We start from the raw sequence: 26486 nt of genomic DNA on the forward strand, positions 1-26486 counted from the left end.
CGGTCATCTGCACGCCCGAGGCGTGGCGATGGTCGAGGCCGACCAGCCCGACCGCAAAGCCCGCCGCCGACAGGGCAAGTCCGATCGGCGGGCCAGTGCGGGCGCTTGCCGCACTGGCCCGCCTGGCGCTAACCGGCAGGTAACCGCTCCCCTGTTTTCCTGATGAACCCCGGGCACCACCACCTATCTAGGAGGGCCTCCATGCGATACCGGATACCCCTGGCCCTAGCACTGTCGTCGGTCGCCCTGGCGCTGATCGCGGCCAGTTGCGCCGCCCACGGGCAGGGACAGAAGGCCGCCGCACAGCCGCAGTTGGCCACCGCCGTGGCCGGCGCGGGGAGCGCAGCCACCAGCGGCCAGCAGGACAAGGCCTACCAGGAGGGCATGATCAAGTACGCCAAGTGCATGCGGGACCACGGGGTCGACATGCCAGACCCTAAGCCCGGCCAGGCGATCGCCGCGGCGAAGCCCGATGCCACCACCGAGAAGGCGATCAAGGCGTGCGCGAAGCTCATGCCCGCCAGTCCCGACATGGGCGACCCTGAGGAGATGTATCAGAGGCAGGTGAAGCTCGCCCGCTGCATGCGCGAGAAGGGCGTGGACATCGCCGACCCCAAGCCTGGGGAGGGAATCGCCCTGCCGAGCGGTGACCAGGACAAGGTGCTCAAGGCAGCGCGAGAGTGCCAAGCGGTGGTGAAGCCATGACCGAACGCCGTCGTGGCCGACGCGTCCTGCTGGTGGGCGCGGCCATGCTGTCCGGTGTGATGGTGGCGTCCGCCGCGGCACTGGCCCTTACCGGGCGACAGCTTCAGGAGGTGCCACGCACCGCCCCCCAGCGGGCGGTGGCGCCCATCGTGCGGACCACTCTGCTGGAGCACAAGACGGTGCAAGGCACACTGGGCTACGCCGGACGCCGCGACGTTCTGGCCGCGGGAACGGGCAGACTGACCTGGCGACCGACAGCGGGCCGCGTTCTTGATATAGGTAAGCGCGTCTACCAGGTCGACGGTGTGGACGTGGTCCTTCTGTACGGCGACGTCCCCGCCTACCGGGTCCTGAAGGAGGGCCTCAAGGGCAAGGACGTCCGGGAGCTCGAGACCAGCCTCTCCATCCTGGGGTACACGGGATTCACCGTCGACGACACCTACAGTAAGGCCACCGCCGACGCGGTGCGCCGCTGGCAGGGAGATCGCAAGCTGAAGAAGACCGGAACGGTGGACCCGGCCACCATCTGGTTCACTCCGGGCCCGGTGCGCGTGGAGAGCCGTAAGACCACTCCCGGCCAGTCCGTCACCCCGGGCATGCCGGTGCTGAGCGTCACCTCCTCTCGGCGCGTGGTCATCGTCCCGCTCAAGGTGGACGACTACCGGCTGGCCCGCAAGGGAACCCGGGTCACCGTCACCCTCCCCGACGGCAGAACGGTGAAAGGCAGCGTCACGCAGATCGGCTCCACCGTCAAGGACAGCCAAGAGGGCAGCGGGGAGAAGCAGTCGACTGTGGACGTCACCGTTTCCGTGCCGGGATCGGTACGGCGGTTCGAGCGCGCCCCGGTGGACGTCACCCTGGTCAGCGACCGCAGAAAGGACGTGCTGGCCGTACCGGTGTCAGCGCTGATCGCGATGCCCGGTGGCGGTTATGGCGTGACGCTCGTCGGGCCTGGTGGGACCACGCGCGATGTGAAGGTCACCACCGGCATGTTCGCCGCCGGAAAAGTGGAGGTGTCGGGCCAGGGCCTGGTCGCCGGAGCGCAAGTGGAGGTGGCGCAGTGACTTCGCTCTCCTCGGCCGTCCAGTCGACGCCGCACCCGCTGATCCGGCAGGCGACCCCGGCCGTCGAGCTCGTCGGCGTCTCACGCGTCTACCCCGGAGGTGTGCATGCCTTGCGCGAGGTGTGCTTCACCGTCCACCGGGGAGAGCTGGTCGCCATCGTCGGTCCCTCTGGGTCGGGCAAGTCGACCCTGTTGAACCTGCTCGGCACGCTGGACGTCCCCACCTCTGGGACCGTCCTGGTGGACGGCCATGACGTGGGCACCCTCGGCGACCACCAGACCGCCGCGCTGCGCGCCCGTTCCATCGGTTTCGTCTTCCAGCGCTTCCACCTCGCGCCCGGGATCAGTGCGCTGGACAACGTGGCCGACGGGCTGCTGTACACGGGGATGAACCGCAGGGAGCGCAGGAACGAGGCTGAGGCCGCGCTGGAGCGGGTGGGGCTGGCCGACCGGATGCACCACCGGCCGCACCAGCTGTCGGGCGGCCAGATGCAACGGGTCGCCATCGCCCGCGCCGTCGTCGGCCAACCGGTGCTGCTCCTGGCCGACGAGCCCACCGGCGCGCTCGACTCGGCCTCGGGCGCCGCCGTGATAGAGCTGCTGCGTGAGCTGAACGCGGCGGGCTCCACCGTGGTTATCATCACGCACGACGGTCAACTGGCCGCGTCGCTGCCCCGCCGCATCCAGGTGCGCGACGGACAGGTCGTGGCCGACGAACGCCTGGAGGATCAGCCGTGAGCAGGCCGACCCGGATCCACCTGTCCCCCGCCGATCTGCTGCGTGTCGGCGCCAGCGGCCTACGCGCCCGTCCGATGCGGGTATTCCTGTCCGCGCTGGGCATCGCGATTGGGATCGCGGCGATGGTAGCCGTGGTGGGCATCTCCGCCTCCAGCCGGGCAGCACTGGACGCCCAGATCAGCAGGCTCGGCACGAACCTGCTCACCGTCGCCCCAGGACAGGGGGTCTTCGGCGGCGAGGCGAAGCTGCCGCCGGAGGCGCCGGCCATGATCCGCCGGATCGGCGGCGTCCAGCAGGTCACCTCGATCGCCAAGCTCGACGAAGAGCCCGTCTACCGCACCGACAAGATCCCCAAGGGCGAGAGCGGCGGCATCTCCGTCTGCGTCGCCGATCTCAACCTCTTGCCGGTCCTGAAGGCTCGCCTCGCCCTCGGCAAATGGCTGACCACCGCCACCGCTCGCTACCCAACGGTGGTCCTGGGCTACACCAGTGCCGCCCGCCTCGGCGTCAGCCGGACCGGCCCGGGTGTCCAGGTGCTGATCGGGGAGGTCTACCACACCGTGGTCGGCATCCTCGAGCCCGTCGAACTCGCCCCCGAACTCGACACAGCCGTCCTGGTCGGCTCCGAGAACGCACGAAAGTTGTTTGGCCACAAGGGCCACCCCACCACCGTCTTCATCCGTGGCAAGGAGGACCTGCTGGGCCAGGTGCGGGAACTGCTCGCCCCCACCGCCAATCCCCAGCAGCCCGGGGAGGTCAAAGTCTCCCGTCCCTCCGACGCGCTAGCGGCCAAGCAGGCGGCCGAGGCGACCTTCACCGGGCTGCTGCTGGGGCTCGGTGCCGTCGCCCTGGTCGTCGGCGGCGTTGGCGTGGTCAACACCATGGTCATCTCCGTGCTGGAGCGGCGAAGCGAGATCGGGCTGCGCCGGGCACTTGGGGCCAACCGGGGTCACATCCGCGGGCAGTTCCTGGTCGAGGCCGTCGTACTCTCGACGTTGGGCGGGGTGGCCGGTGCTGTCCTGGGCAGCCTGGTGACGGCCGGGTACGCTATGGCACAGGGCTGGCAGATCGTCGTACCCACCGACGCCGTCACCGTCGGCGTGGCCGCCACCGCCCTCATCGGGACGCTGGCTGGCCTCTGGCCCGCCGTGCGCGCCGCCCGCCTGTCGCCCACCGAGGCGCTGGCAACTCCTTGAGGCTGCCGGGCCTGGCATGGAACGCGCCATGGCTTTGCCAGACGGCAAGAAGGTGTCTGGTGACTTGGCGGGAGTCGGGGTGACGGCCTGGAGTGGTCGCCTTATGAGGGCCACATCCACACTGCCGCCCTCGGCTCTTGGAGGCCAGGGACCGGCGACAGGGAGATGCGCCGCAGAGCGCCGCTTAGTGACCACCCGGGAGTTGGCCTGCTAGGGCGCGTATTTGGTTGTGATCAAGGGTTGGTTCGGGCGAGGTCTTTGATCTAGATCATCGCGGCGCGAAGGTGGAGGCCGGCGAGGTAGCTCTCAGGGGTCTTGCCGTAGCGGGTGGCGATGCCTCGCCAGGCCTTCAGCTTTTTGATTAGACGCTCGGCGGTGTTCCGTTCCTTGTAGAGGTCGGCGTCGTGGCTGACGGGCCGGCCGCCCTTGCTGCCCTTCTTCTTCCGGTTGGCGGCCTGGTCCTTCTTTTCTGGGATCCGAGCAGGGCAGCTTTCAGCCGGAGCTTGCGCCGGCGCCGGATGCGTTGCCGTTCTTCCCGCTCGGGGTCGTTGCCGGGCGTTCTGTCCGCCTTTTCCTTCCGGGCCGCCGCCTTTTGCTAGGCCTTCTCCTGTTCGGCAGCCTTCTCCAGGGCGGTGACGACGTCCTGGCCAAGGTGCGCACGAGGCCGGGAAGTTGGTGGCCAGGTTTTCCATCAAGCACTCGGCGGAGGGAATCGCGCAGCTGATACGACGGCTGGCGAAGTACGGTGACCCCGAGTTGGTTCCCATCGTGATCGAAGGGTCCAACGGCCGCCTGGTCGACCTGCTGTTAGAGGCGCGGCACGCGGTTGTGCCGGCCAGCCCGAACGCGATCAAGACTTGGCGGGGAAGGGCAGGTACTGTCGGGCGCCAAGTCCGATGCCGGGACGCCGCGGTGATCGCGGAGTATCTGCGGTTGCGGCACCACCGGCTGCAGGTGGTCACGCCCTACTCCAGCCAGACCAAAGCCGTGCGGACCGTAGTGGTGGCTTCACCCAAGGCCGGGTAGTTAGCGAGTCGGTCGTCCCGGGACGCCGTGGGAAGCGGCGGCTCCGGCGGGGGCTGCAAGGACGGCGATGGTGAGAGCGGTGACGGGCTGGCTGCGGTCGGGCCGGCCGTCGTCTCGTCGTTCGTTGTAGCGGGAGATCGGTGACTTGACCTTGCGGGTGCTCATCGGCGGGCGGCGGCGCGGAAGCAGATGGGCCAGGACGCGGCGCCCGATGACCCCGACCAGGTTGGTGCCGTGGTCGGTGACGCCTGCGGCTTGAACGACCAGATCGCGGGCCGTGTGCAGGGCGATGGAGAAGCCGCAGCGGTCCGGATCGGTGCCGGGCCGGGACTCGGCGGCGTTGACCATCGCCCTGGGGTGGTCAGCGGCGCCGTCAGCTTCTGCCAGACCAGCTGGTAGCCGACCTCGGGGAACAGGCACATCGCCAGCAGGAAGTAGACCCGACACGCGAGGGCAGAGAACGCAGGCGGCGCTGCACGTTGCGCGTCTCATGAAGGATCGCGTCGACGAGCTCGAACGGCACGAGCGCGGTCAGCTCACCCAAATGCCCGGGCGCGAACACCGCCTCGGCGGGGCCTGTCTCGATGGCGCTGGGCGCGATGGACCTGGCGGACTCAGTAATCAACGGAGATCCAGTTCTCCGACAGATGGTTGTGGAAGAACACCTGTCTACTGGATCTCCGTTCCCACGTCCTGCGAACTCACGTACTTGACAGCGCCACGAGCACCTTGACTACCCGGCCTTGGGTGAAGCCCCGAACGCACTCGGAGCACCGTGATGCAGCGCCTGGCCCACCGCATCCGCGACCTGACCAACGAGGTCGTGCCGCCGATGAGGAGCCGGCCCGAGCTCCTCGCCGGGCACGCCGGCCATCTGCTGCAGATGCGCGGCGTCGGGGTCATCACCGCAGCCCAATGCCGGGTTTCCTGGTCAGGTCCCGGCCGCTTCCGCAGTGAGGCGGCCTTTGCCGCGCTGACCGGCGTCAGTCCCATCGAGGCCGGCAGCGGCAAGAACACCCGCCATCGACTCAACCCCTTCGGCGACCGTGCGCTGAAGCGGCACGCGACAGCCGTCCTCATCTCACGACGCCACGCCTCTACCAGCGGAAACTCTTACCCCACCTCCGTCAACGCAACCCGGAGCCGTGCCAGGAAGGCGGGAGGCTTGGGAAGAGCCGCTTGCCGGCACTGGGTTATGCAGGACCGCCATGGCGTACCGTCGTCGTGATCGTGACCCGGACGGCCGACCGCGGTATGAAGGCGACGGTCGTCATTTCTGCGAGCATTCCTGCACTGCCTTCTGAAGTTTGCCCGGGTCGCCAGAAGGCATGCTCTGGGCCTCTCCCCGCTTGGGATCCGGGACGTCGAAGCCCTTGCCGCGCATACAACGCGCCCATGTCACCATCTGCTGGAACTGCTCATCTTCGCTTGGCGCGTTCGGGTCGACCGGCATGAACTGCTTGCACTTCTCCAGCGCCTTCGTAGTCTTGTCGTCCATTTTCAAAGCAGCCTGACCCGACCCCGCTCCCGGCTTCGGATCCGGCATGTCGATGCCGTTCTCTCGCATGCACTTGGCGTACTTCAGTCCTGCGTCCTGAGACGCCTTGTCCTGTGCGGAGCCCGAGCCGGCCCCAAGAGGTTTGCCGGCCGAGGTATCGTTGGGCGCGCTCTGGCCACAGGCGGCCAGCGCTGACGCCAGAGCCAGCGACGACGCCACAAACGCGAGCGTTCTGCTGATACGCATGGGTCTCTCCCTTGTGCCCGAGGAAACCGGTGTGAAGCCGACCGGCGGCCATCAGGTAAGCGCATACGCGGTTACGCCGTGGTTAGGCAGGACCGCCCCCGTTCACAGTGGGTGAGCGGCACTAACCAGTACTTAACCTCCCGGTTGATTGCATCGGACGACGAGGTCACACATCGGGAGAGGCACCACATGCGCGTTCTGATCGTCGAGGACGAGGCCACGCTGGCCGACATCGTCGGGGAGGGCCTGCGTGCCGAGGGCATCGCCACCGACATCGCCTACGACGGCGGCACCGGCATGGAGATGGCCACCGTCCACGACTACGACGTGATCATCCTGGACCGTGACCTGCCGCTCGTCCACGGAGACGACATCTGCCGCGCCCTAGTGGGGATGCCGGAGGTGACGGCGCGGATCCTCATGCTGACCGCCGCCGGCACCCTCGGCGAACGGGTGGGCGGACTCACCCTGGGCGCTGACGACTATCTGACCAAGCCGTTCGCCTACCCCGAGTTGCTGGCGCGCGTACACGCCCTAGCCCGGAGGGCACGGCCTGCGGCGCCGCCGGTCCTCACCCGGGCCGGCCTGGTCCTGGACGTGCACCGGCGCATCGCGAGCCGGGACGGCCGGGCGCTGGAGCTGACCCCCAAGGAGTTCGGCGTGCTGGAGGAGTTGCTGCGCGCCGATGGCGCCCCCGTCCCCGCCGTCAACCTGCTGGAGAAGGTGTGGGACGCCAACCTCGATCCCTTCAGCGGCGTGCTGAAGGTGGTCGTGCACGGGCTGCGGCGCAAGCTCGGCGACCCGCCCGTCATCCAGACCGTTCCCGTTCACGGCTACCGGATCGGCGCCAGCTGACATGGGGACCTTCCCACGTTTCCGGCTCACCGTGCGGGGCAAGCTGACCTTGATCTACACCGCCGTGTTCACGATCGGCGGACTGCTGCTTCTCAGCTACGTCTACCTGATCGTCGCCGACAGCCTCGCGTCGCGAGGTGATGAGCTGGTGCAGGCCGTCCAGGTGGTCCCCAACGACGATTGGCTGTCCGGGCAGACCGGCTCCGGACAGATCTTGAAGAGCCCGGGAGCCCCCGCGAGCTACAGCGCCTCTGCTCCTAAGCAGGTCGTGGCCAGCTACAACTCTGCGGTGCTGTCGGACCTGCTACTGCGCTCAGCCGTCGCCATGCTCGTGATCATCGCGCTGGCCGCCCTTGCCGGCCGGTACATCGCCGGGCGCGCCCTAGCCCGTCTGCACCATATAACCGACACCGCACGCCACCTGTCCGAGCACGACCTCGGACGGCGGCTGGCCCTGCCCGGGCCGCACGACGAGCTGAAGGAACTCGGCGACACCTTCGACGCGATGCTCACCCGCTTGCAGTCCGCCTTCGACAGTCAGAGCCGGTTCGCGGCCAACGCCTCCCACGAACTGCGCACTCCGCTCACCATCCAGCGCGCCGCCGTCGAGGTCCCGCTCACCAGCGGCCAGGTCCCCGAGCACCTGCTCCCGGCCATGAACCGCGTCCTTTCCGCCTCACGGCGCAGTGAGCACCTCATCGAAAACCTGCTCCTGCTCGCTCGCGGCGACCGAGGACTCGCCGAGACCCGGCGGCTCGACCTGGCGGACGTCGCCCGTGACGTCGCCGAGGTCCGCGCCCAGCCGGCGGCGGCGGCGGAGGTGGACCTCCGGCTGCGACTGCGCCGTGCCTGGGTCCAGGGTGACGTCGTCCTGCTGGACCACCTGCTGGGCAACCTCATCGACAATGCGGTGCGGTACAACGTCCCGGGCGGTTGGGTCGAGGTGACGACCCGCGCCGGTGCTGACAGCGCCAAGCTCATCGTCGCCAACACCGGCCCCGACCTCACCTCGCAGCAGGTGGAGCAGCTGTTCGAGCCCTTCCGCCGGGGCGACGGCGAGCGTCTGCGCCATGACGCGGCGGGGAGCGGCCTCGGATTGTCCATCGTCAGGTCGATCGCCCGTGCCCACCACGGCACCGTCGCCGCCAATGCCCGGCCTGAGGGCGGGCTGATCGTCACAGTCACACTTCCCACGCCCACCTGCCGCATGGCAGATGAGTAGCCCTTGCTATAGTCAATGAGCCTGACTACATTGCTGGCCATGGATCACACCCTGTTGTGCGAGCGCCTCGCTGCCCTGGTCTCCGCCGAGTCGCCCTCGGGACACTTCGAGGGTCTCGAGCAGTGTCACGCCCTGATGCGGGCCTGGGGGGAGCCGGTCCTCGGCAGGCGGGCGGAGGTCGTCGACGGCGGCGGCACGCCGCACCTGCTCTGGCGGGCGCCCGGGGAGGGCGGCGTGCTGCTGCTGGGTCACGTCGACACGGTGTGGCCGCTGGGGACGACGGCTCACCGCCCGTTCCGCGTCGAGGATGGCCGCGCGTTCGGCCCCGGCGTCTTCGACATGAAGGCGGGGCTGGTCGCGGCGTTCGCCGCGCTGGCCGAGTGCCGTGATCCGGCGGGCGTGAGCGTGCTGGTCACCGGGGACGAGGAGGTCGGCTCGCCGACCTCGCGGGCGCTGATCGAGGAGGTGGCGGCCGGCGCGGACGCCGTCCTGGTGCTGGAGCCCAGCCAGGAGGGCGCGGTCAAGACCGCGCGCAAGGGCGGCTCGTTCTACAGCGTCGACATTACCGGCCGGGCGGCGCACGCCGGGCTCGAGCCGGAGCGAGGGGTGAACGCGCTGCTCGAGCTCGCGGAGCAGGTCGGGGTCGTGTCGCGGCTTGCCGACCCCGGACGGGGGACCACCGTCACGCCCACGGTCGCCCGCGCGGGCACCACCACGAACACCGTGCCCGCGCACGCCCATCTGCGCGTGGACGTGCGCGCCTGGGAGCTGGCCGAGCTGGAGCGGGTCGACGAGCGGATGCACGCGCTTGCCCCCAGCATCGCCGGCGCGATCGTCAGGGTGGACGGCACGATCAACCGCCCGCCGCTGGAGCCGGCGAGTTCGCGTGGGCTCTACGCCACGGCCCGCAAGGTGGCCGCCGACCTCGGGCTGCCCGACCTCGACGAGGTGGCGGTCGGGGGTGCCTCGGACGCCAACTTCACCGGCGCGCTCGGCGTCCCCACGCTCGACGGGCTCGGCCCGCTGGGCGACGGCGCTCACGCCGAGCACGAGTGGGTCGAGCTGGCCTCACTCGCCGAGCGGGCCCGGCTCGTCGCCGGTCTGATCGACGCCCTGGCGCGCCCGTGAACGCGCCGCGCGCGCCTCGATCGCGTCGAGCATCATCTCCAGGCCGAGGTCGAAGGCGACGGGGCCGCCGAGGCTGGGCAGGTGGTCGGCGAAGTGGGCGATCGTCGGGTACTTCTCTGGGTCGAGCTGGCGGTACTCGACCTGCCACGCGAGCTCGTCCCTGCGCCGCACGTCGGGGTCGAGCGCGTGGAAGGCCGCCTCCAGGCTCGCCACGGCGCGCACGAAGTTGCCGAACGCGCGCTGCACGGCCGCCACCTCGTCGTCGTCGACTCCGGCCCGCCTTACGGCGTCGAGAGTGAACTCGACGTTGGAGAACTCCATGGGTCGGCGCGTGGTGCGCATGACCATCTGCTGCGCGAACGGCGCGTAGCGCAGGTAGTGCTCGCGCACTCGCTGGGCGATGGTGCGCAGGTCGGCGCGCCAGTCGTCGGTCGGCGTGACGCTGCCGCCGTACGAGCGGGCCCTGAGCCCGTCCACCAGCTCGAGAAGCAACTCGTCCTTGTCCTTGAAGTGGCGGTAGAGCGAGGTCGGGTGCGCCTGGAGCTCGTTGCCGATCTCCTGGAACGTCAGCGCGTCGAGGCCGTCGCGCAGGGCGATCTTCTCTGCCGCCGCGAGGATCGTCTCCCTGTTGAGGCTGTCGCGAGCACGGCGCGGCCGGCTCTCGCCTTTTGCTCGCTTCTCCTTGGACTGGCGTGCAGTTGCCACCGAAAGCCTCCCGTAGTCGACCACTGTGCACCGCTGGTGCTGGCATTTTCGCACCCGCTGATCGGCGTGCCGGCCTACAGCATAGTCAATGAGCCTGACTAGAAACGTGCCTAAGACCATTGCTTGCGCTCTGACTTGCGCCTACCCTTCCCTCATCACCTCCAGAAAGGCCAGAGCATGAGCACACGGATCAGACTCGGGGTCATCGGGCTCACCACCGCCCTCGCACTCCTCGCGGCCGCGTGCACGAGCGGGGGTGCCGGCCGGACGTCGAGTGCGGTCCCGAGCACGGCCGCTCCGGTGCGCCAGGGCGGGAGCATCGTGATCGGCGCGGAGCAGGAGCCCGACTGCGCCGACTGGATCGCCAGCTGCGCCACCTCGATCTGGGGCACGTACATCATGGACGTCCCGACCATTCCCCGCGTGTTCGAGCCCAGGAAGGTCAGCGGCACGTGGGCGCCGGTGGCCACCAACCTGATGGCGTCGGAGCCCGAGGTCGCCGCGGGCCCGCCGCAGAAGGTCACCTACCGGATCAACCCCGCCGCGGTCTGGTCGGACGGCAAGCCACTCACCTCGGCCGACTTCCGCTACACGGCCCTGGCCATCCGCGACGGCAAGGACGTGCTGAACAGGACCGGGTACAGCCACATCACCAAGGTCGACACGCCCGACGAGAAGACCGCCGTCGTCACCTTCGACACGCCGTACGCCAACTGGAAGGGCCTGTTCAGCGACGGCAGCGGCGTGCTGCCTAGCCACCTGCTCGACGGCAAGGACCGCAGCGCGCTGATGAAGGACGGCTACACCTGGAGCGGCGGCCCCTGGAAGATCGAATCCTGGACGAAGGGGGTCTCGGTCGTCCTGGTGCCGAACCCGAGCTACTGGGGGGACAAGCCCAAACTGGACAAGGTCACCTTCCAGTTCACGGCCGACACCGCGGCGGCGTTCCAGGCGTTCAAGACCGGCCAGCTCGACGCGCTCTACCCCACGCCGCAGCTCGACTCCATCGACCAGATCATGAGCGGGCTGCCCAACGCGAGCTCGATCGTCGACCCCGAGTCCGGCAACCTCGAGGCCGTCTGGTTCAACAACGCCAAGCCGCCCTTCGACTCCGCGACGTTCCGCAAGGCCGTGTCACACGGGCTAGACCGCAAGGCCATCGTCACCCGCCTGTACGGCGCGCTCGGCGTCACGCAGCCGGCGCAGAGCGCGCACACCCCGCTCGTCGGCAGGTACGGCGGCACCGACTTCGAGCAGTACACCCTCGACCTGGCCAAGGTCGACTCCCTGATGCAGGCTGACGGCTGGGTCAAGGGGGCCGACGGCATCTGGGCGAAGGCGGGCACCAGGGCGAGCTTCACCGTCAGCACGATGACCGGCAACAAGCGGCGGGAGCTGACCGAGCAGATCCTCCAGGAGCAGCTGCGTGCCGCCGGCTTCGAGGTCACCGTCGACAACACCTCGGCCACCGACCTGTTCGCGGCCAAGCTGCCCAAGGGCGACTTCCAGATGGGCCTGTGGACCCTCGTCGACACCTTCCCGCAACCCGCGCTCGAAGGCTCCTTCTCCTCGGGCGCGATCCCCAGCGATCACAACGGCTTCTCCGGCCTCAACATGTCGCGCATCGACCTGCCCGGCCTCGACAAGGTGCTCGGCACGGCCGCCTCGGCGCTCGACGAGAACGAGCGGATCGAGCTGTCGCACCAGGCCGACAAGCTCCTCGCCGACTCGGCCGCCCTGCTGCCGCTCGACGTGATCCCCAACATCCTGCTGTGGAACAACAGGGTCGGCGGGCCGCTGGCCATCGACCCGGCCCGCGGCCCGTTCTGGAACCTGGCCCAGTGGGGCCTGGTGAACTGAGAACCGATGTTCGCCTACGTTGGACGGCGACTGCTCTACTCGGTCCCCGTCGTGCTCATCGCCTCGTTCCTGCTGTTCTGGGCGGTCAGGACCACCTTCGACCCGCTCGCGAAGCTGCGCGGCGGGCAGGACCAGGGCGCGATCGCCCGCATGACCGAGGTCCTCGGGCTCGACCGGTCGATCCCCGAGCAGTACTGGCGGTGGCTGACCCAGTTCGTCACCGGCGACTGGGGAGTCAGCTCGCGGACGGCCGGCTCGGTCCACGGGCTGATCCTGCCCGCGCTCGGCACCACGCTGCAGCTGATCGTCTGGGGCGTGCTGGCCGCCGCACTGATCGCGCTCGCCATCGGCGTCTACTCGGCGGTGCGGCAGTACTCGGCGGGTGACCTGGCCTTCACCGGGCTCTCCTACCTCGGCGTGGCGATGCCGCCGTTCTGGCTCGGGCTGATCCTGATCCAGGTCCTCGCCGCCTGGCCGCAGGAGCTCCTCGGACTGGCCGACCCGCCGCTCTACTTCGTCGGGCTGCACTCGGCGCAGGGCGGTGGCCCGCTCGACTACCTGCGCCATCTGGTTCTGCCCGTGCTGACGCTGACCGTCGGCCTGGTGGCGAGCTGGAGCAGGTTCACCCGCGCGACCATGCTGGACGCGCTCTCCAGCGAGTACGTGCGCACCGCGCGGGCCAAGGGGGTGCCCAGAGGCCGCATCGTGGTGCGGCACGCCCTGCGCACCTCGCTCGGCCCGTTCGTCAGCATCACCGCCGTGGACGCGGGCCTGCTGTTCGGCGGGCTGGTCGTCACCGAGCAGATCTTCGCCATCCAGGGCATGGGCCGGCTGTTCCTCGACTCCCTGCTCGCCGGCGACGTGTTCGTGCTGGTGCCGTGGACGCTGGTGATCGCGGTGGTCGTGATCGTGTTCAACCTGCTCGCTGACATCGCCTACGCCGTACTCGACCCGAGAGTGAGGCTCCGATGACCACGCTCACCGCCCCGGCGGCGCCCGCGCAGGAACGGACCCAGTGGCAGCTGGCCCGCAGGCGGTTCCTGCGCCACCGGCTCGCGGTCGCCGGGCTCGGCGTGCTCGCCGTGCTGCTGATCGGCTGCTTCGGCGCCGACGTGATCGCCCCGTACGAGCGGGGCGTGCAGGACCTGACGCTCGGGCCGACCCCGCCGTCAGCCGCACACTGGTTCGGCACCGACGAGCTGGGCCGCGACTACCTCACCGAGCTGCTGTACGCAGGGCGGATCTCGCTGGCGATCGGTCTGTCCGTCGCCGTGCTCGCCACCGCGATGGGCACTGCTCTAGGAGCGGCCGCCGGCTTCTTCGGCGGCTGGGTGGACGAGATCACCATGCGGGTCACCGACCTGTTCATCGTCCTGCCCGCGATCGTGGTGCTGGCCGTCGTGCTGCAGGGGGCCGGCCGGTCTCCCGCGGTGATCGTCCCGGTGCTGGCGGCCATCGGCTGGACCACGGTGGCCAGGGTGGTCCGCAGCCAGGTGCTCTCGCTCCGTGAGAAGGAGTACGTGTCGGCGGCCACGGTGCTCGGCGTGACCAGGCGGCGCATCATCGTGCGCCACATCCTGCCCAACCTCACCGGCGTGATCGCCGTGAGCACGTCGCTCGGCGCCGCCAACGCGGTGATCGTCGAGTCCACGCTCTCCTTCCTCGGGTACGGCGTGCAGCCGCCCGAGTCGAGCTGGGGCAACCTGCTGAGCCAGGCGGCCGGGCTGATCGGCACGGGCAAGGTCTACCTGCTGTACTTCCCCGGCCTGTTCATCCTGCTCACGGCGCTGGCCATCAACTTTCTCGGCGACGGGCTGCGCGACGCCTTCGACCCGAAGGGAGGCCGCCCGTGAGCGCGCTGCTGGAGGTCGACGACCTCACCGTCGAGCTGCCCACCGACGATGGCCAGGTCACGGCGGTCACCGGGCTGTCGTTCTCCCTCGCGCCCGGCGAGACGCTCGGCATCGTGGGGGAGTCGGGCTCGGGCAAGAGCATCACCTCGATGGCCGTGCTGGGCATCCTGCCGGGCCGGGCCCGCGTGACGGGGTCGATCAGGTTCCATGGCGAGGAACTGCTGGGCCGATCGGAGGCCGAGCTGCGCACGCTGCGGGGCAGCCGCATCGCGATGGTCTTCCAGGACGCGCTCACCGCGCTCACCCCCGTGCACACCGTCGGAGCGCAGATCGCCGAGGCCATCAGCGTGCACGACCCGTCGCGCTCCCGCCGCGAGCTGCGCGGGCGCGTCGCCGAGCTGCTCGACCTGGTCGGTATACCCTCGCCGGCCAAGCGCGCCGAGCAGTACCCGCACGAACTCTCCGGCGGCATGCGCCAGCGCGTCATGATCGCGATGAGCATCGCCAACGAGCCCGACCTGCTCATCGCCGACGAGCCGACGACCGCGCTCGACGTGACCGTGCAGGCGCAGATCCTCGACGTCATCAGGAGGATCCAGGAGCGCACGGCCCTCGCGCTCATGCTGATCACCCACGACCTCGGCGTGGTGGCCGGCGTCGCCGACCGCGTGCTCGTGATGTACGCGGGCGCCAAGGTCGAGGAGGCCGCCGTCGAGCCGATCTTCTACGAGCCCGCCCACCCGTACACCCGAGGGCTGCTGGCCTCGCTGCCGCGGCTCGACGCTCGCCGCGGCGAGCGGCTCTACCAGATCCCCGGCCAGCCCTCGCGGGCTCCCGGGTGCGCGTTCCACCCGCGCTGCGAGCACGCGAGGGCGGGCCTGTGCGACACGACCGTCCCCGCGCCGGTCCCCATCGGCGCCGGGCACACGGCGTCGTGTCTGCGGATAGAGGAGGTTCGCTCAATATGACGGCGCTGGAGGTCGTGGACCTCGTCAAGACCTATCCGGTGCGCAGCGGGGTGTTCCGCCGCCGCGTCGGCACCGTCCAGGCCGTGTCCGGGGTGAACCTGCGCGTGGAGCGCGGCACCACGCTCGGGCTCGTGGGCGAGAGCGGCTGCGGGAAGTCGACGCTGGCCGCGTGCCTGGTGCGCCTCGTGGAGCCCACGGCCGGCCGGGTGCTGCTCGACGGCACCGACTTCACCGCGCTGCCCGCCGCGGAGCTGCGGCACGCGCGCAGCCGGATCCAGATGGTCTTCCAGGATCCGTACGCCTCGCTCAACCCCCGCATGACCGTGCGCGCGATCCTCACCGAGGCCCTCGACACCCACGCGCGCGACCCGGCGCGCGTGCCCGAGCTGCTGGAGCTCGTCGGGCTCGACCCCGGGCACGCCGGCCGCTTCCCGCACGAGTTCTCGGGCGGCCAGCGCCAGCGCGTCGGCATCGCCCGCGCCCTCGCCGTCGAACCCGACGTGATCGTGCTGGACGAGCCGGTCAGCGCGCTGGACGTGAGCATCCAGGCGGGCGTGATCAACCTGCTGGAGGACCTGCAGGACCGGCTCGGCCTCACCTACGTGCTGATCGCCCACGACCTGTCCGTGGTACGGCAGGCCAGCGACCAGGTAGCCGTCATGTACCTCGGCCGGATCGCCGAGCAGGGGCCGCCGGACGAGCTCTACCAGCGCCCCCTCCACCCCTACACCCAGGCACTGCTGTCGGCCGTGCCGATCCCCGACCCGCGGGCCGAACGCGCCCGCCGCCGGATCATCCTGACCGGCGACGTCCCGAGCCCGACGGATCCGCCGTCGGGCTGCCGGTTCCGGACCCTCTGCCCAAAGGCCAGCCAGATCTGCGCCGCCGAGGTCCCTCCGCTCGTCACGGACGAGCGCGGGCACGGCGTCGCCTGTCACAAACCGGAGTTGATCGATGTCTTCTGAAGCCCGCACCTGGCGCTCGCGTTTCTCCCTACCCGTGCTGAACTCCGCGCGTCCCTGCCCTGGTGACCTCGACCTGGAAATGATCTTCGCGGCCGGCGTGGGAGACGCCGAGGTGTCGATCTGGGATCCGGCCACCGGCGCGACCACGCCGCTGCCCGAGTTGCCGCCGCACGTGGCCGACCCCCTACCGGCCGCCGACGGCCGCTCGGTGCTGGTCCTGCACGACGAGGACGGCGGCGAGGTCGGCCACCTGTGGTCGTATCCGGTCGGCGGCGGCCAGCCCGTGGATCTCACCCCCGACCTTCCGCCCTACACGCTGCGCGGCCTCGACGTGGCGCGCGACGGCTCGGCCGTGGTCATCGCGACGGTCACGGACGCCGGATTCACGCTCTACCACCTGGCAGGCGGCGCAGTCAGCCGCCTGTTCCGCAGCAGGAACGAGGCGTGGAACAGCCTGGTCACCGCCGACGGCACGCTGGCGAGCATCGACACCACCGACCACAACCCCGGCGTCCGCCGCTTCGCCGTCACCGTGCTCGACACCTCGGACGGCGCAGTGCTCGCCTCGCTCTCGGAGGGCCCGCTCGGGCCGGTGCGCGGGGTCAGGTTCTCGCCGGTCGAGGGGGACCCGCGGCTGCTGGTGAGCACCGAACGCACCGGATACGCCCGGCCCAGCGTGTGGAACCCGCTCACCGGCGAGCGCACCGACGTCGACGCGCCGGAGCTAGCCGGCGAGCTCGTCCCGCTCGACTGGTCGGACGACGCCGCCAGGCTGCTGCTCGTCCACGTGGACCAGGGCATCCACCGGGTGTACGAGTACGACATCCCGGCCGGTGAGCTGCTTCGCGTCCCGCACCCCGACGGGGCCTACTTCTTCCCCGAGGTGGCGTGCGCGGTGAGCAACACATGGGCCTCCCACTACGGCCCCGGCGGCCAGATCAGGCTGCTGCGGCAGCGTGCCGACCTGCCGCTCCAGGTGCTCGCGCTCGACCGGGGCGACGGCGAGCCGCGCACCCTCCTCGCCTCCGAGCCCGTCGTGCCCGGCATCCCGCTGCGTTCGGTGCCTGTCACCTCGAAGGACGGCACCGTACTGCAGCTGTGGGTCGCGGCCCCGCGTGAGGCGAGCGGCCCAGTGCCGCTCGTGCTGAACGTGCACGGCGGGCCGAACCTCGCCGAGGTCGGCGGATACAATCCCGTCGCGCAGGCGTGGCTGGAGGAGGGCTTCGCCTACGCCTCGCTGAACTACCGCGGCTCCGTCACGTTCGGCCGGGAGTTCCGCGAGGGGTTCTGGGGCGCCGTCGGCGACCGCGAACTGGAGGACGTCGAGGCGGCCTGGCGCTGGCTCGTCGACGAGGGCGTCGCCGACCCTTCGGCCGTCTTCATCACCGGCGCCTCGTTCGGCGGCTACCTGACGCTGCTCTCGCTGGGCCGGCTACCCGAGCTGTTCGCCGGCGGCTTCGCCTTCATCGCACTGGCCGACTGGAAGCTCGCCTACGAGGACATGCACCCCGCGCTGCAGGCGGCCTGGAGAGGCTTCATCGGCGGCACCCCGGAGACCGCGGGCGAGCGGTTCAGGCTGAGCTCGCCGATGACCTACGTCGAGCACGTGCGGGCGCCCGTGCTGATCAACCAGGGCCGCTACGACACCCGTACGCCCGCGCGGCAGGCCGAGGAGTACACGCGGCGGCTGCGTGAGGCCGGAGGCGACGTGGTGCTCCGGTTCTTCGAAGGCGGCCACGGACCCGTCGGCAACGACGGCGTGGTCGGCAAGATCGAGCTCGAGCTGGAACTGGCACGTAAGGCGCTGCGCGGCGAGCGCTGGTCACCTGGGCAGGAAGCCCGCTAGCTCCCTGACGACCTCGGCCGGCGCTTCCTCGGGCAGGTAGTGATCGCTTGGCAGCGCCGTACCGGAGACGTCGTCGGCGTACTCGCGCCAGATCGCGAGCACGTCGTAGGTGCGTCCGACGAAACTGTGCGCGCCCCACAGCGCCAGCACGGGGCAGCGCACCTTACGGCCCGCCGCCGCGTCGGCCTCGTCGTGCTCGAGGTCGACGCCTGCGGCCGCCCGGTAGTCGGCGCACGACGCGGCGATCGCGGCGGGGTCGGAGAAGCAGCGCACGTACTCGCGCACCGCGGCCTCGTCGTACGTGGCGCCGCCCGCGTGCCTGGCGTCCATCCGGCTGCGAATCCAGAACTCGGGGTCGTTGCCGATCAGCCTCTCCGGGATGCCGTTGCCGGCGGCCAGGAAGAACCAGTGGTAGTACCCCAGGCCGAACGCCGCGTCGGCGTGGGCGAACGTGTGCCTGGTCGGCACGATGTCCAGGACGGCCAGCGCCTCGACGGCCTCGGGATGGTCGAGCGCCATCCGGTGGCCCACCCGCGCGCCCCTGTCGTGGCCGGCGACGGCGAAGCGGTCGAAACCCAGCGCCCGCATCACCGCGAGCTGGTCCGCGGCCATCGCCCGCTTGGAGTACAGGTCGTCGGTGACCGGCGCGGGCTTGGCGCTGTCGCCGTACCCGCGCAGATCCGTCAGCACGACCGTGCGGCGGGAAGCCAGCGCGGGCGCGACGTCGTGCCAGATCAGGTGCGTCTGTGGGTAGCCGTGCAGCAGGAGCACGGGCGGCCCCTCACCGCCGACGACTGTGTGGACGGCGACGCCGCCGGCGTCCACCGTGCGCGGCTGGAACGGGCTGGGCAGCGGAACGCTCATGACTCCCTCAGAGTGCTTCGAGGATCGCGTGGGTCAGGTCCACGGTGGTGGCCGTGCCGCCGAGGTCGGGGGTGCGCATGGAGGTCGTGGCGAACACGTGACTGATCGCCTCCAGGATGGCGGCTGCGGCCTCCGGGTGGCCCAGGTGGTCGAGCATCATCGCGGCCGTCCAGATCGCGCCGACCGGGTTGGCGATGCCGCGGCCCGCGATGTCGGGCGCCGACCCGTGGACCGGCTCGAACATCGACGGGTGGGCCCGCGTCGGGTCGATGTTCGCGGCGGGCGCCAGACCGATGCTGCCGGCGACCGCGGCGGCGAGATCGGAAAGGATATCCCCGAACAGGTTCGAGGCGACGATCACGTCGAACCGCGCCGGGTCGAGCACCAGCTTGGCGCACAGCGCGTCGATGTGCTCCGACTGCAGGGTGACACCGGAGCGCTGAGCCACCCGCTCGGCGACGATCTCATCCCAGAACGGCATCGTGTGGATGATCCCGTTCGACTTCGTCGCCGAGGTCAGCCGCCCGGTGCGCCGCTCGGCCAGGTCCAGGGCGTAGTCGACGATGCGGGTGACTCCGCTTCTGGTGAAGACCGCCTCCTGCACCGCCATCTCCGCTGGCGTCCCCTGGTACAGGCGGCCGCCGATCTCGCTGTACTCGCCCTCGACGTTCTCGCGCACCACCACGAGATCGATCTCCCGCTGCCCGTCTAGCACCTTGATCGGCCGCAGGTTCACGTACTGCTGGAAGCCTCGGCGGATCGGGATCAGCAGCCCCCACAGCGACACGTGATCGGGCACGCCCGGCGCGCCCACCGCGCCCAGGAAGATCGCGTCGTGGTGGCGCACCCGGTCGAGGCCGTCCCCGGGCATCATCGCGCCCTCGGCCAGATAGCGGGCGCACGACCAGTCGAACTCGTCATAGGTGAGGCCGAGGGCGTGCTTGCGGCCCACGGCGTCGAGTACGGCGCGGGCGGCGCCGCACACCTCGGTGCCGATCCCGTCCCCGGGGATCATGGCGATGCGATGCGATCTCATGCCCTCGATTCCACCAGCCGGGCCCGGGCGCGGTCCAAGATCGGCTGCCTACCCCACCGATCGGCGCCGCCTATCGATCCGTCGCCATGCGCAGGAACGTGCGTGCCGCCGGGCCGAGCCCGCCCGCGTGGACGGCATAGGCGACGTCCAGATGGACGGGCGGATCGAGGTCGGCCACGAGCGCGCCCGACCGCTCGGCCAGCTCCCGCCACGAGTCGGCCAGCACGGCGACGCCGCTCCCGCCGAGCACCAACGGCAGGATCGCCTCGCGGTGCTCTGTCTCGACCGCGATCGTCAGCCGCACCCCCGAGCGGATCAGCTCGTCGACCACCGCGCGCATCCCGGTGCCCGTCTGGCCGGCGATCACACGCAGGCCGGACAGCTCGCCCGGACTCACCCGGGCGCCGGCGGAGAACGGCCCGCCGGCTGACGAGACCACCACGAACCGCTGCCGCCCGACCGGATGCAGACCCACGCCGGGCCGCTGCGGGAGCCGTATCGCCGCCAGCAGGCCCAGCTCGGTCCGGCCGGTGCGGACGGCCTCCACCACCTGCTCCGCGGTCGCCGCGGCGCGGACCACCACCCGCACCCCCGGATACTCCGCCGTGAAACGGGAGATCACCCCCGCGAGCGGGTCGATCGCCTGCGACGGCATCGCCGTGATCTCCAACCGTCCCGTCCGCAGGCCCTGCACCGCCTCGACGGACTCGACGGCGAGGCCCCGCGCGTGGACGACCGCCCGCGCCGGTTCCACCAGCGCCCGCCCCGCCTCCGTCAGCACCACACCGCGGCCGACCCGATGGAACAGCGCCTCGCCCAGCTCGCGCTCGAGCTGCTTGATCGACTGCGACAACGACGGCTGCGCGACATAGAGGACCTCCGCCGCACGATGGAAACCGCCGTGGTCGACGACCGCGAGAAACCGCTCCAACTGCCGGAAGTCCACCGCAGGATCATCCCTCTCCTGGTCGGGGTCCAGGAACCCCGGGGAGCAGACCCCGTGCCGCCCCTTCGGCGATCTACTTCTTACCCGAGTAGACCTGGCCCGCCAGCGGGGGCGTGATCGTGTAGCGCTTGATGATGTAGTGGTGGTCGCCCTTGCGCAGGTAGCGGCGGTTGGCGGCGGAGGCGAACCCGCGGTCGGCCACCCACACGATCTTGGCCAGTGTCCAGTCCCGTATGTCGTCCTACCCCCGGGGGCGCCGAGTATGGCCGTCGCTCGCCGCACCTCCAGGTCGTACGTCCTCGCTTCGCTGCGGGCGCTCCACCCGGCACCGCGGCCTCGCCGACGGCAGAGGCGGCAGCTATGGAGGAAGGCCCTACAAGGGGGCCGTAAGCCAGCCACGTGGGGGGATTCGCATGTGACCTCTCTCAAGATCGATCAGCGGGCAGTGCGACTGTCCCGCACCGTTCGGGTCTCTGCCGGCGGTCAGTCGGGGTCAGTGGTGGACAGACCCAAGGCTGCCTCGTCCGATGCAACGTTCCAGCGACGCAGTACGAGGATGCGCCTGCCGCATCTCGCAGTGGCAGCGGCATCCGGAGGGGAGGCGTACACCAGGGTCCTGACCTCCACACCGGAGCTGCTCGACGAAGCGAGATTATGCCCCACCCTTCGCCTCTTTGCCACCGCTGAGCGCAGTACGTCGGACTCGATGGCGTGAGCCAGAGGGGAGACGGTGTCGGTGAGGTCGATCGCGGTCAGTCTGAGGCGGGTGCGGAAAAGTACCTGCCCGGGTGCGTCGTCGAGTGCGAGAAAGCCGTCGGCCATGGTGTCGGTGCTGCGATTGCTGGTCAGGACCGCCAGGCAGGTTGCCACGGCCTGCTCCCAGGGGGTTTGCATGGAGGTTTCGGCCAGGAGGTGCGCGGCGAGCCGGTGATCTCCGGCCGCATGGTGGGCGATGATGGCGATTTGGCGGCCGTCGAGAAGCCGCTGCCCGACACCGTGGTGGTCTTGGAGGTGCTGGAGCGCTCGGGCCCATCGGCCCGCCTGGGCCAGGGCCCGGCTTCCATCGGCGAGGAGTACGGTCCACAGCCACTGGAGGAGTTCCCGGTGAGCCTCGGGGGTGCGGGTCAGGTTGCCGAGGGCGGTGGTCTTGTCGTCGATCTGAGCGGTCACCTTGTTCTGGACGGCGTTGAACAGTGTTTCGATCAGGTGGTGTGCGGCGGTGCTGTTGCCGTCTCGGGTGAGGAGCCGGCCGAGGTTGATGAGGGGCTGAAGCGCGAGTTTCGCTGTCGCCGCTTCGAAGGGCTGAGCGTCGTGGAAGATCGCGAACTGGGACCAGCACCAGAGTCTGGCGAGCGAGGGCAGGCCGCAGTCGCTGGCGATCAGAGCAGCGAGGTTATGCGCTTCGGCGGCTTTCCTAAGGGCGTGGTCCGGGTGCTTGGTTGCGGCGTCCGCCAAGTCGCCGACTTGGCGGATACGCACGTCGAGGGGATGACAGGCGGGCCGGCCGCGCGCCACGAGGGGGAACCGGCGGGCGATGTCCTTGCGGAAGGATGTCATCAGGTCACCAGGTGACGGCCAGCACCGTGTGGACTCTCTCGATGACCGTCATCGCGGCGATGCGCGCCTTATCGCAGGGCTTGAGGTGCGCGTCGATCCGCGGGGCGGTGTCGCGGTGCTCTTTGTCCCAGCGATGGATCTGGTCAATGAGTGAGGTCGCCAGGTCGCTGCCGTGGGGTCCGTGCGTGCGGGCGCCGAGCTCGAACAAGGTCCCCGGAACATCAGCGGGCCGGATGCCTTCGACCGCTGGGAAACCGCGAGGTCGCAGGTGGTGAGCGTCAAGAACTCGTGCCGAGAATCAACGTCGGTGAACGGTTCGGTGAGTGGATTCCGACAGGCGTAGATGCCGACGCCCTGACCTCGGAATACGCACCTACTTTGCGTCCTATGACACCGACCCGAGCGGAGGGCCTACTAAAGAGACGCCTGCCGCATCGATTGAAGGATGTGATCGTGCCATCCGTGATCCAAGGTGGTCGTCATGCCACAAACAGACACGGCTGCGCAACCAAGCGGCACATGGAAGACCCCTGCTCTCATTCATCGCAACGCCTGGTTCCCAGGCCGGATCATCGGAGGGGCGGCGCTTATCCTTGCCCCCCTCGTATGGTCGGCCGGGTTGCTTCTGCGGTACCTGGCGCTGAACTCAGTGGCCTTCACGCCCGAGCAGTTGGAGGAGTTCGACAGGCAGCCGTTCGCCGCCCCGATGCAGCTGGCCGTGTATGTGGAGAATCCCGCACTGGTCACCGCCGGCTACGCGTGCTTCGCCCTCGGCACCATCCTGCTGTGTCCCGCCGTCATCACGCTCGCCCGGATCGTCGCCGCGAGATCTACGTGGTCCGCCTTCGTGGGCGGCACGCTCCTCGTCCTGGGCCTCTTCTCGCGCCTGTATTGGGCGGGCGTTGATCAGACCGCCTTCCAGCTGATCGGGCAGCTGGGCCTTGAACAGACGACCAAGATCGTGATGGACACGTATGTGGACGTCTCTTACGGGCCGTGGAGGGTTCCCGTCACGGCTGCCTTCGGCCTGTACATCGGAACACTTGTGCTGGCCATCGGGGCCTACCGGTCGGGCACGTTCGGTGTGGGGCGTCTCCTGTTGTTCCTCTGGTCGGGAACACTGTGGACCGGCCATCTCAAGGAGAGCACCTTCTTCGACGTCGTCTCGACAGGCGTCCTGTGTCTGGTACTGGTGCCGCTCGGCATCCAGGTGCTGCGCAAGGCCGTTCCCGAGCTGCGCACCGAGCGGCTCCCCGCCCCCGGCCGCAAGCCCCTGCGGCTGGTGAGCTGGTGAGCTGCACGCGCACCGGATACGGCTGTCTAGGCTGATCAGGTGGGGATCGAGGGGATACGTGATCGGCTGGTGGCGGTGGCGCTTCCCGCCGCCGCCTTCTGCGCCGCCTTCGTGCCGGGCGCGAGGCCGTACATCTTCTTGGGCCTCGCCTCGGTGCCCTTGTACATCCAAGGCGCGGCGGTCGGTCTCCTGGCCGCCGCGGCGGCTTGGACGGTACCGCGGCGGCTCTGGCCGCTGTTGCTCGTCGCGGCCGTCGACTCGGTGGTGCGGTCTCCTGGGTTCCTGCTGTCCGTGGCGTCCTACGTCGCGGCAACCACGTATCGGCGGCCCCTGCACCTGATGGTCTTCACGGTGGTCGCGAGCCTTCTGGCGGTGGTGCCCCGGCCCGGCGCCGACATTCTTTCCTCTCTGGGCGGCGCGCCGCTGTTCGTCTGGTTTCCGCTGGTGATCGGGCTGTGGGTGGGTGCGCGCCGGCAGGTGGTGGCCGGGCTGCGTGAGCGCGCCGAACGGCTGGAGCGGGAGGAGGCCGCCCGTACCGAGCGGGCTCGCGCGCAGGAACGTGCCCGCATCGCGCGGGACATGCACGACGTGGTGGCGCACCGGGTATCGCTGATGGTCCTGCGCGCGGGAGCGCTGGAGATCAACGCTGTGGACGAGAAGATTGCGGCGGAGGCGGAGCTCATCCGGGTCACGGGCAAGGAAGCCCTTGAGCAGCTGCGAGCGGTTCTCGGGATCCTCACCGAAGTTCCCCGGCGACGGCCGATGATCGGGGAGGAAGTCCTCGAACCTCAGCCGACGCTGGCCGATCTCGACTGGCTGCTCGATCAGTCGAGGTCTGTTGGCGTCCCGGTGGAACGGCGCGATGAGGGGACGGCGCGGGAGGTGCCCGTCATGGTGCAGCACACCGCCTACCGGATGGTGCAGGAGGCCCTCACCAACATCCACAAGCATGCGGGCATGGCCGCGACCCAGGTCGTGGTGCGCTACCTGCCCTCGGCGCTGGAGGTCACGATCAAGAACTCCCTCCCATCGGATCGCACGCCGACCATGCCCGGCAGCGGGCTTGGCCTGATCAGCCTGAGAGAGCGCATCGAACTGCTGGGCGGCGGGTTCACCGCCAGGCGGGAGCCGGACGGCGGCTTCCTCGTGTCCGCGAGGTTGCCGACGTGATCCGGGTGCTTATCGTCGACGACGAGGCCCTGGTGCGGACTGGGCTGCGCATGATCCTGGGGGCCGCCAATGACCTCGAGGTGGTCGCCGAGGCGGAGAACGGAGTGGAGGCGGTGACAGCGGTCGCGCGCCACCGGCCGCACGTCGTGCTCATGGACGTGCAGATGCCCCGCATGGACGGCGTGGCCGCGCTCAAGGAGATAAACCGGTCCCCGAACCCGCCGAAGGTGGTCATGCTCACCACCTTCGACCGCGACGAGTACGTCTACAGCGCCCTGCGCGCCAAGGCCGCGGGATTCCTGCTGAAGGACACCGCGCCCCGTGACCTGATCGCTGCCGTCCGCACGGTGGCCGACGGCAGCGCCATGCTCGCGCCTACGGTGACCAAGCGGATCATCGACGCCTTCGTCGAGCAGCAGGCACCAGACGTCCGCGCCGCGCGCGAACGCCTGGCTGCCCTCACCGACCGCGAACGGCAGGTCGTCCAGGCAGTGGCCCGAGGGCTGGCCAACGCCGAGATCGCCCGCGAACTCAACATGAGCGAGACCACGGTCAAGGCCCACGTCAGCCGCTCACTCGCCAAACTTGGACTGGCCAACCGGGTGCAGATCGCCCTCCTCGTCCGCGATGCCGGCTAGGCCGACGCCATGGTCACGTGCAGGGTCGATGATCATGGACAGCCGTGTGAAGGGCCTACCGGAGCTCAAATGACTCCTCTGGTCCCGCTGGACGAGTCGTAGCCCCGAAGAATGGAAACAGTGACTCAAGGCCACCAGCAAGGCGATCCGCAAACACGCGATCACCGCCGACCCGGGGCACGGCACGCCGGACGAACCTGCCGCCCCATGCCTGATCCACACCCACTGCCACCGGCGACTGACCACCGCCACCGGACGAGGCCCAGCGCTTCTAACAGCCCGCGGGCCACAGGGCTTGCTTGAGCCGTGCTGCGGGGAAAGGCCGGTTCTGAGGGGGCGGGGACGCAGCAATGCGTCCCCGCTACCCGACGACTCGTGCAACACCCGGGAAGTCGTGCTCGAACGGGACGGGACCGATGTGCTGCGCGACGCGCAATGCCGGGCCACCGCCGGGACCTGGCATTCCGAATATGACGGGAAGGACCTGAACGCGGCCTCCCAGGTGGACATCGACCACATCGTGCCTCTGGCGAATGCGTGGCGGTCGGGCGCGGACGCTTGGTCCACGGCCAAGCGCCGGGACTTCGCCAACGACCTGACCAATCCGCAGCTCATCGCCGTGTCCGCCACCAGCGACCGGGCCAAGGGTGACCAGATCCCCGCCCAGTGGAAGCCCCCGCTGCGCGGTTTCTGGTGCACGTACGCCCGGGCGTGGACCGACGTCAAGCACCGGTACGGGCTCGCGGTCACCGCCCCCGAGAAGACAGCGCTCGCTGAGATGCTCGACACCTGCCCCGAGCCGCAGCACTCGTGAGCGTACGACGCGAGTCCACCGTCACGGCCGGGCCCGGTGGGGTCATGACCGATGAGGTCGGGATCGTCACGGGAGATCTGACCGTGGTCACCGACATCCGCGAGGGCCAGGCCGTGGTGCAGGTGGCTTACACCGGGGCCGAGGAGAGCTACACGGTGACGGGCGGCCCGCTGGTGATCGCGGGTGGCGATGACGGGGCGTGCGTTCACGCGGCGATGGTCCGCGCCGTACAGCAGGGCCTGCCGGACGGGCTGGCGGGGTTCGACCTCACCTGAGCACGACGACGCCCTTAT

General features: G+C 69.8%; 29 protein-coding genes and 2 pseudogenes. 20 read left to right on the forward strand and 11 right to left on the reverse strand.

Annotated features, from left to right (window positions below):
- Positions 1-201: 201 nt before the first annotated feature.
- Genes OG589_RS11065 through OG589_RS11080 form a run of 4 tightly spaced genes read left to right on the forward strand, consistent with a single transcriptional unit; the run spans position 202 to position 3702 of the window.
- Positions 202-705, forward strand: a complete 504-nt coding sequence (locus OG589_RS11065) for a hypothetical protein (RefSeq protein WP_405148424.1) — start codon at positions 202-204, stop codon at positions 703-705.
- Positions 702-1769, forward strand: a complete 1068-nt coding sequence (locus tag OG589_RS11070) for a peptidoglycan-binding protein (protein ID WP_405148426.1) — start codon at positions 702-704, stop codon at positions 1767-1769. Before OG589_RS11065 ends, OG589_RS11070 begins: the two co-directional genes overlap by 4 nt.
- Positions 1770-1810: 41 nt before the next feature.
- Positions 1811-2506: an ABC transporter ATP-binding protein gene (locus tag OG589_RS11075; RefSeq protein WP_405152011.1), complete on the forward strand. Its 696-nt coding sequence runs from the start codon at positions 1811-1813 to the stop codon at positions 2504-2506.
- Positions 2503-3702 carry an ABC transporter permease gene (locus tag OG589_RS11080; RefSeq protein ID WP_405148427.1) on the forward strand — a complete coding sequence of 400 codons (1200 nt, stop codon included), beginning with the start codon at positions 2503-2505 and terminating at the stop codon, positions 3700-3702. Before OG589_RS11075 ends, OG589_RS11080 begins: the two co-directional genes overlap by 4 nt.
- A 263-nt stretch (positions 3703-3965) precedes the next feature.
- Here the strand turns inward: OG589_RS11080 and OG589_RS11085 are convergent.
- A pseudogene (locus OG589_RS11085) lies at positions 3966-4184 on the reverse strand (IS5/IS1182 family transposase); the annotation flags it as partial.
- 193 nt (positions 4185-4377) lie between these two features.
- Between OG589_RS11085 and OG589_RS11090 the strand changes: the two are divergent.
- Complete coding sequence (locus tag OG589_RS11090; protein WP_405148429.1) at positions 4378-4728, forward strand: transposase; 351 nt, start codon at positions 4378-4380, stop codon at positions 4726-4728.
- Here the strand turns inward: OG589_RS11090 and OG589_RS11095 are convergent, their stop codons facing one another.
- Together OG589_RS11095 and OG589_RS11100 are read right to left on the reverse strand one after the other, a co-directional pair.
- The gene (locus OG589_RS11095) at positions 4729-5076 is read right to left on the reverse strand and encodes a hypothetical protein (RefSeq protein WP_405152267.1); all 348 of its coding nucleotides are present in this window, start codon (positions 5074-5076) and stop codon (positions 4729-4731) included.
- A 14-nt stretch (positions 5077-5090) separates the two neighbouring features.
- Positions 5091-5329, reverse strand: a pseudogene (locus OG589_RS11100) (transposase domain-containing protein); the annotation flags it as partial.
- 177 nt (positions 5330-5506) lie between these two features.
- On the opposite strand from OG589_RS11100, the gene OG589_RS11105 reads away from it, so the two are divergent.
- Positions 5507-5956: a transposase gene (locus OG589_RS11105; RefSeq protein WP_405148431.1), complete on the forward strand. Its 450-nt coding sequence runs from the start codon at positions 5507-5509 to the stop codon at positions 5954-5956.
- Positions 5957-5998: 42 nt separating this feature from the next.
- Here the strand turns inward: OG589_RS11105 and OG589_RS11110 are convergent, their stop codons facing one another.
- A complete protein-coding gene (locus OG589_RS11110) occupies positions 5999-6472 on the reverse strand; it encodes a hypothetical protein (protein ID WP_405148433.1) in 474 nt (157 codons plus the stop codon).
- 189 nt (positions 6473-6661) lie between these two features.
- On the opposite strand from OG589_RS11110, the gene OG589_RS11115 reads away from it, so the two are divergent.
- From OG589_RS11115 to OG589_RS11125, 3 genes are read left to right on the forward strand one after another with little or no spacing between them, the layout of a single operon-like run.
- The gene (locus tag OG589_RS11115; RefSeq protein WP_405148435.1) at positions 6662-7327 is read left to right on the forward strand and encodes a response regulator transcription factor; all 666 of its coding nucleotides are present in this window, start codon (positions 6662-6664) and stop codon (positions 7325-7327) included.
- 1 nt (position 7328) lies between these two features.
- Positions 7329-8549: a sensor histidine kinase gene (locus tag OG589_RS11120; RefSeq protein WP_405148436.1), complete on the forward strand. Its 1221-nt coding sequence runs from the start codon at positions 7329-7331 to the stop codon at positions 8547-8549.
- 39 nt (positions 8550-8588) lie between these two features.
- Positions 8589-9677 (forward strand): M20 family metallopeptidase, encoded by a 1089-nt coding sequence (locus OG589_RS11125; protein WP_405148438.1) that lies wholly within the window; start codon positions 8589-8591, stop codon positions 9675-9677.
- Here the strand turns inward: OG589_RS11125 and OG589_RS11130 are convergent.
- Complete coding sequence (locus OG589_RS11130; RefSeq protein ID WP_405148440.1) at positions 9618-10382, reverse strand: TetR/AcrR family transcriptional regulator; 765 nt, start codon at positions 10380-10382, stop codon at positions 9618-9620. The genes OG589_RS11125 and OG589_RS11130 overlap by 60 nt on opposite strands.
- A 177-nt stretch (positions 10383-10559) precedes the next feature.
- On the opposite strand from OG589_RS11130, the gene OG589_RS11135 reads away from it, so the two are divergent.
- Genes OG589_RS11135 through OG589_RS11160 form a run of 6 tightly spaced genes read left to right on the forward strand, consistent with a single transcriptional unit; the run spans position 10560 to position 17874 of the window.
- Entirely contained in the window at positions 10560-12242 is a 1683-nt protein-coding gene (locus OG589_RS11135; protein ID WP_405148442.1) for a peptide ABC transporter substrate-binding protein, read from the forward strand.
- Positions 12243-12248: 6 nt separating this feature from the next.
- Positions 12249-13214, forward strand: coding sequence for an ABC transporter permease (locus tag OG589_RS11140; RefSeq protein ID WP_405148444.1), 966 nt, complete (start codon positions 12249-12251; stop codon positions 13212-13214).
- Entirely contained in the window at positions 13211-14095 is an 885-nt protein-coding gene (locus OG589_RS11145) for an ABC transporter permease (RefSeq protein ID WP_405148446.1), read from the forward strand. Before OG589_RS11140 ends, OG589_RS11145 begins: the two co-directional genes overlap by 4 nt.
- Complete coding sequence (locus OG589_RS11150; RefSeq protein WP_405148448.1) at positions 14092-15063, forward strand: ABC transporter ATP-binding protein; 972 nt, start codon at positions 14092-14094, stop codon at positions 15061-15063. The genes OG589_RS11145 and OG589_RS11150 overlap by 4 nt, the downstream gene beginning before the upstream one ends.
- The gene (locus tag OG589_RS11155; RefSeq protein ID WP_405148449.1) at positions 15060-16028 is read left to right on the forward strand and encodes an ABC transporter ATP-binding protein; all 969 of its coding nucleotides are present in this window, start codon (positions 15060-15062) and stop codon (positions 16026-16028) included. Before OG589_RS11150 ends, OG589_RS11155 begins: the two co-directional genes overlap by 4 nt.
- Positions 16018-17874 carry a S9 family peptidase gene (locus OG589_RS11160; RefSeq protein ID WP_405148451.1) on the forward strand — a complete coding sequence of 619 codons (1857 nt, stop codon included), beginning with the start codon at positions 16018-16020 and terminating at the stop codon, positions 17872-17874. The genes OG589_RS11155 and OG589_RS11160 overlap by 11 nt, the downstream gene beginning before the upstream one ends.
- On the opposite strand, the gene OG589_RS11165 is transcribed toward OG589_RS11160, so the two are convergent.
- From OG589_RS11165 to OG589_RS11190, 6 genes are all read right to left on the reverse strand, one after another.
- On the reverse strand, positions 17851-18738 hold the full coding sequence (locus OG589_RS11165) for an alpha/beta fold hydrolase (RefSeq protein ID WP_405148452.1): 888 nt from the start codon (positions 18736-18738) through the stop codon (positions 17851-17853). The genes OG589_RS11160 and OG589_RS11165 overlap by 24 nt on opposite strands.
- A 7-nt stretch (positions 18739-18745) precedes the next feature.
- Positions 18746-19774, reverse strand: a complete 1029-nt coding sequence (locus OG589_RS11170) for a tartrate dehydrogenase (RefSeq protein ID WP_405148453.1) — start codon at positions 19772-19774, stop codon at positions 18746-18748.
- Positions 19775-19844: 70 nt separating this feature from the next.
- Positions 19845-20720: a LysR family transcriptional regulator gene (locus OG589_RS11175; RefSeq protein ID WP_405148454.1), complete on the reverse strand. Its 876-nt coding sequence runs from the start codon at positions 20718-20720 to the stop codon at positions 19845-19847.
- A 73-nt stretch (positions 20721-20793) separates the two neighbouring features.
- On the reverse strand, positions 20794-20922 hold the full coding sequence (locus tag OG589_RS11180) for a hypothetical protein (protein ID WP_405148456.1): 129 nt from the start codon (positions 20920-20922) through the stop codon (positions 20794-20796).
- A 281-nt stretch (positions 20923-21203) separates the two neighbouring features.
- Positions 21204-22277: a hypothetical protein gene (locus OG589_RS11185; RefSeq protein ID WP_405148457.1), complete on the reverse strand. Its 1074-nt coding sequence runs from the start codon at positions 22275-22277 to the stop codon at positions 21204-21206.
- A 4-nt stretch (positions 22278-22281) separates the two neighbouring features.
- Positions 22282-22485, reverse strand: a complete 204-nt coding sequence (locus OG589_RS11190; RefSeq protein ID WP_405148459.1) for a hypothetical protein — start codon at positions 22483-22485, stop codon at positions 22282-22284.
- A 411-nt stretch (positions 22486-22896) separates the two neighbouring features.
- On the opposite strand from OG589_RS11190, the gene OG589_RS11195 reads away from it, so the two are divergent.
- The 5 genes from OG589_RS11195 to OG589_RS11215 all read left to right on the forward strand — a co-directional run bounded on the left by OG589_RS11195 (position 22897) and on the right by OG589_RS11215 (position 26468).
- Entirely contained in the window at positions 22897-23571 is a 675-nt protein-coding gene (locus tag OG589_RS11195; RefSeq protein ID WP_405148461.1) for a hypothetical protein, read from the forward strand.
- A gap of 39 nt (positions 23572-23610) precedes the next feature.
- Entirely contained in the window at positions 23611-24741 is a 1131-nt protein-coding gene (locus tag OG589_RS11200; RefSeq protein ID WP_405148462.1) for a sensor histidine kinase, read from the forward strand.
- Positions 24738-25379, forward strand: a complete 642-nt coding sequence (locus OG589_RS11205) for a response regulator (protein WP_405148464.1) — start codon at positions 24738-24740, stop codon at positions 25377-25379. The genes OG589_RS11200 and OG589_RS11205 overlap by 4 nt, the downstream gene beginning before the upstream one ends.
- A 394-nt stretch (positions 25380-25773) precedes the next feature.
- Entirely contained in the window at positions 25774-26193 is a 420-nt protein-coding gene (locus OG589_RS11210; protein ID WP_405148466.1) for an HNH endonuclease family protein, read from the forward strand.
- Positions 26194-26237: 44 nt separating this feature from the next.
- Complete coding sequence (locus OG589_RS11215) at positions 26238-26468, forward strand: hypothetical protein (protein ID WP_405148467.1); 231 nt, start codon at positions 26238-26240, stop codon at positions 26466-26468.
- Positions 26469-26486 lie beyond the last annotated feature (18 nt).

This window comes from Sphaerisporangium sp. NBC_01403, assembly GCF_045040145.1.
Classification (GTDB): Bacteria; Actinomycetota; Actinomycetes; order Streptosporangiales; family Streptosporangiaceae; genus Sphaerisporangium; species Sphaerisporangium viridialbum.

Bases quoted from the DNA above. Each gene is read 5' to 3' on its own strand.
- OG589_RS11065 (WP_405148424.1), top strand. From the start codon at position 202: ATGCGATACCGGATACCCCTGGCCCTAGCACTGTCGTCGGTCGCCCTG.
- OG589_RS11070 (WP_405148426.1), top strand. From the start codon at position 702: ATGACCGAACGCCGTCGTGGCCGACGCGTCCTGCTGGTGGGCGCGGCC.
- OG589_RS11095 (WP_405152267.1), bottom strand. From the start codon at position 5,076: ATGGTCAACGCCGCCGAGTCCCGGCCCGGCACCGATCCGGACCGCTGC.
- OG589_RS11105 (WP_405148431.1), top strand. From the start codon at position 5,507: ATGCAGCGCCTGGCCCACCGCATCCGCGACCTGACCAACGAGGTCGTG.
- OG589_RS11110 (WP_405148433.1), bottom strand. From the start codon at position 6,472: ATGCGTATCAGCAGAACGCTCGCGTTTGTGGCGTCGTCGCTGGCTCTG.
- OG589_RS11115 (WP_405148435.1), top strand. From the start codon at position 6,662: ATGCGCGTTCTGATCGTCGAGGACGAGGCCACGCTGGCCGACATCGTC.
- OG589_RS11120 (WP_405148436.1), top strand. From the start codon at position 7,329: ATGGGGACCTTCCCACGTTTCCGGCTCACCGTGCGGGGCAAGCTGACC.
- OG589_RS11125 (WP_405148438.1), top strand. From the start codon at position 8,589: ATGGATCACACCCTGTTGTGCGAGCGCCTCGCTGCCCTGGTCTCCGCC.
- OG589_RS11135 (WP_405148442.1), top strand. From the start codon at position 10,560: ATGAGCACACGGATCAGACTCGGGGTCATCGGGCTCACCACCGCCCTC.
- OG589_RS11140 (WP_405148444.1), top strand. From the start codon at position 12,249: ATGTTCGCCTACGTTGGACGGCGACTGCTCTACTCGGTCCCCGTCGTG.
- OG589_RS11145 (WP_405148446.1), top strand. From the start codon at position 13,211: ATGACCACGCTCACCGCCCCGGCGGCGCCCGCGCAGGAACGGACCCAG.
- OG589_RS11155 (WP_405148449.1), top strand. From the start codon at position 15,060: ATGACGGCGCTGGAGGTCGTGGACCTCGTCAAGACCTATCCGGTGCGC.
- OG589_RS11160 (WP_405148451.1), top strand. From the start codon at position 16,018: ATGTCTTCTGAAGCCCGCACCTGGCGCTCGCGTTTCTCCCTACCCGTG.
- OG589_RS11165 (WP_405148452.1), bottom strand. From the start codon at position 18,738: ATGAGCGTTCCGCTGCCCAGCCCGTTCCAGCCGCGCACGGTGGACGCC.
- OG589_RS11170 (WP_405148453.1), bottom strand. From the start codon at position 19,774: ATGAGATCGCATCGCATCGCCATGATCCCCGGGGACGGGATCGGCACC.
- OG589_RS11185 (WP_405148457.1), bottom strand. From the start codon at position 22,277: ATGACATCCTTCCGCAAGGACATCGCCCGCCGGTTCCCCCTCGTGGCG.
- OG589_RS11215 (WP_405148467.1), top strand. From the start codon at position 26,238: ATGACCGATGAGGTCGGGATCGTCACGGGAGATCTGACCGTGGTCACC.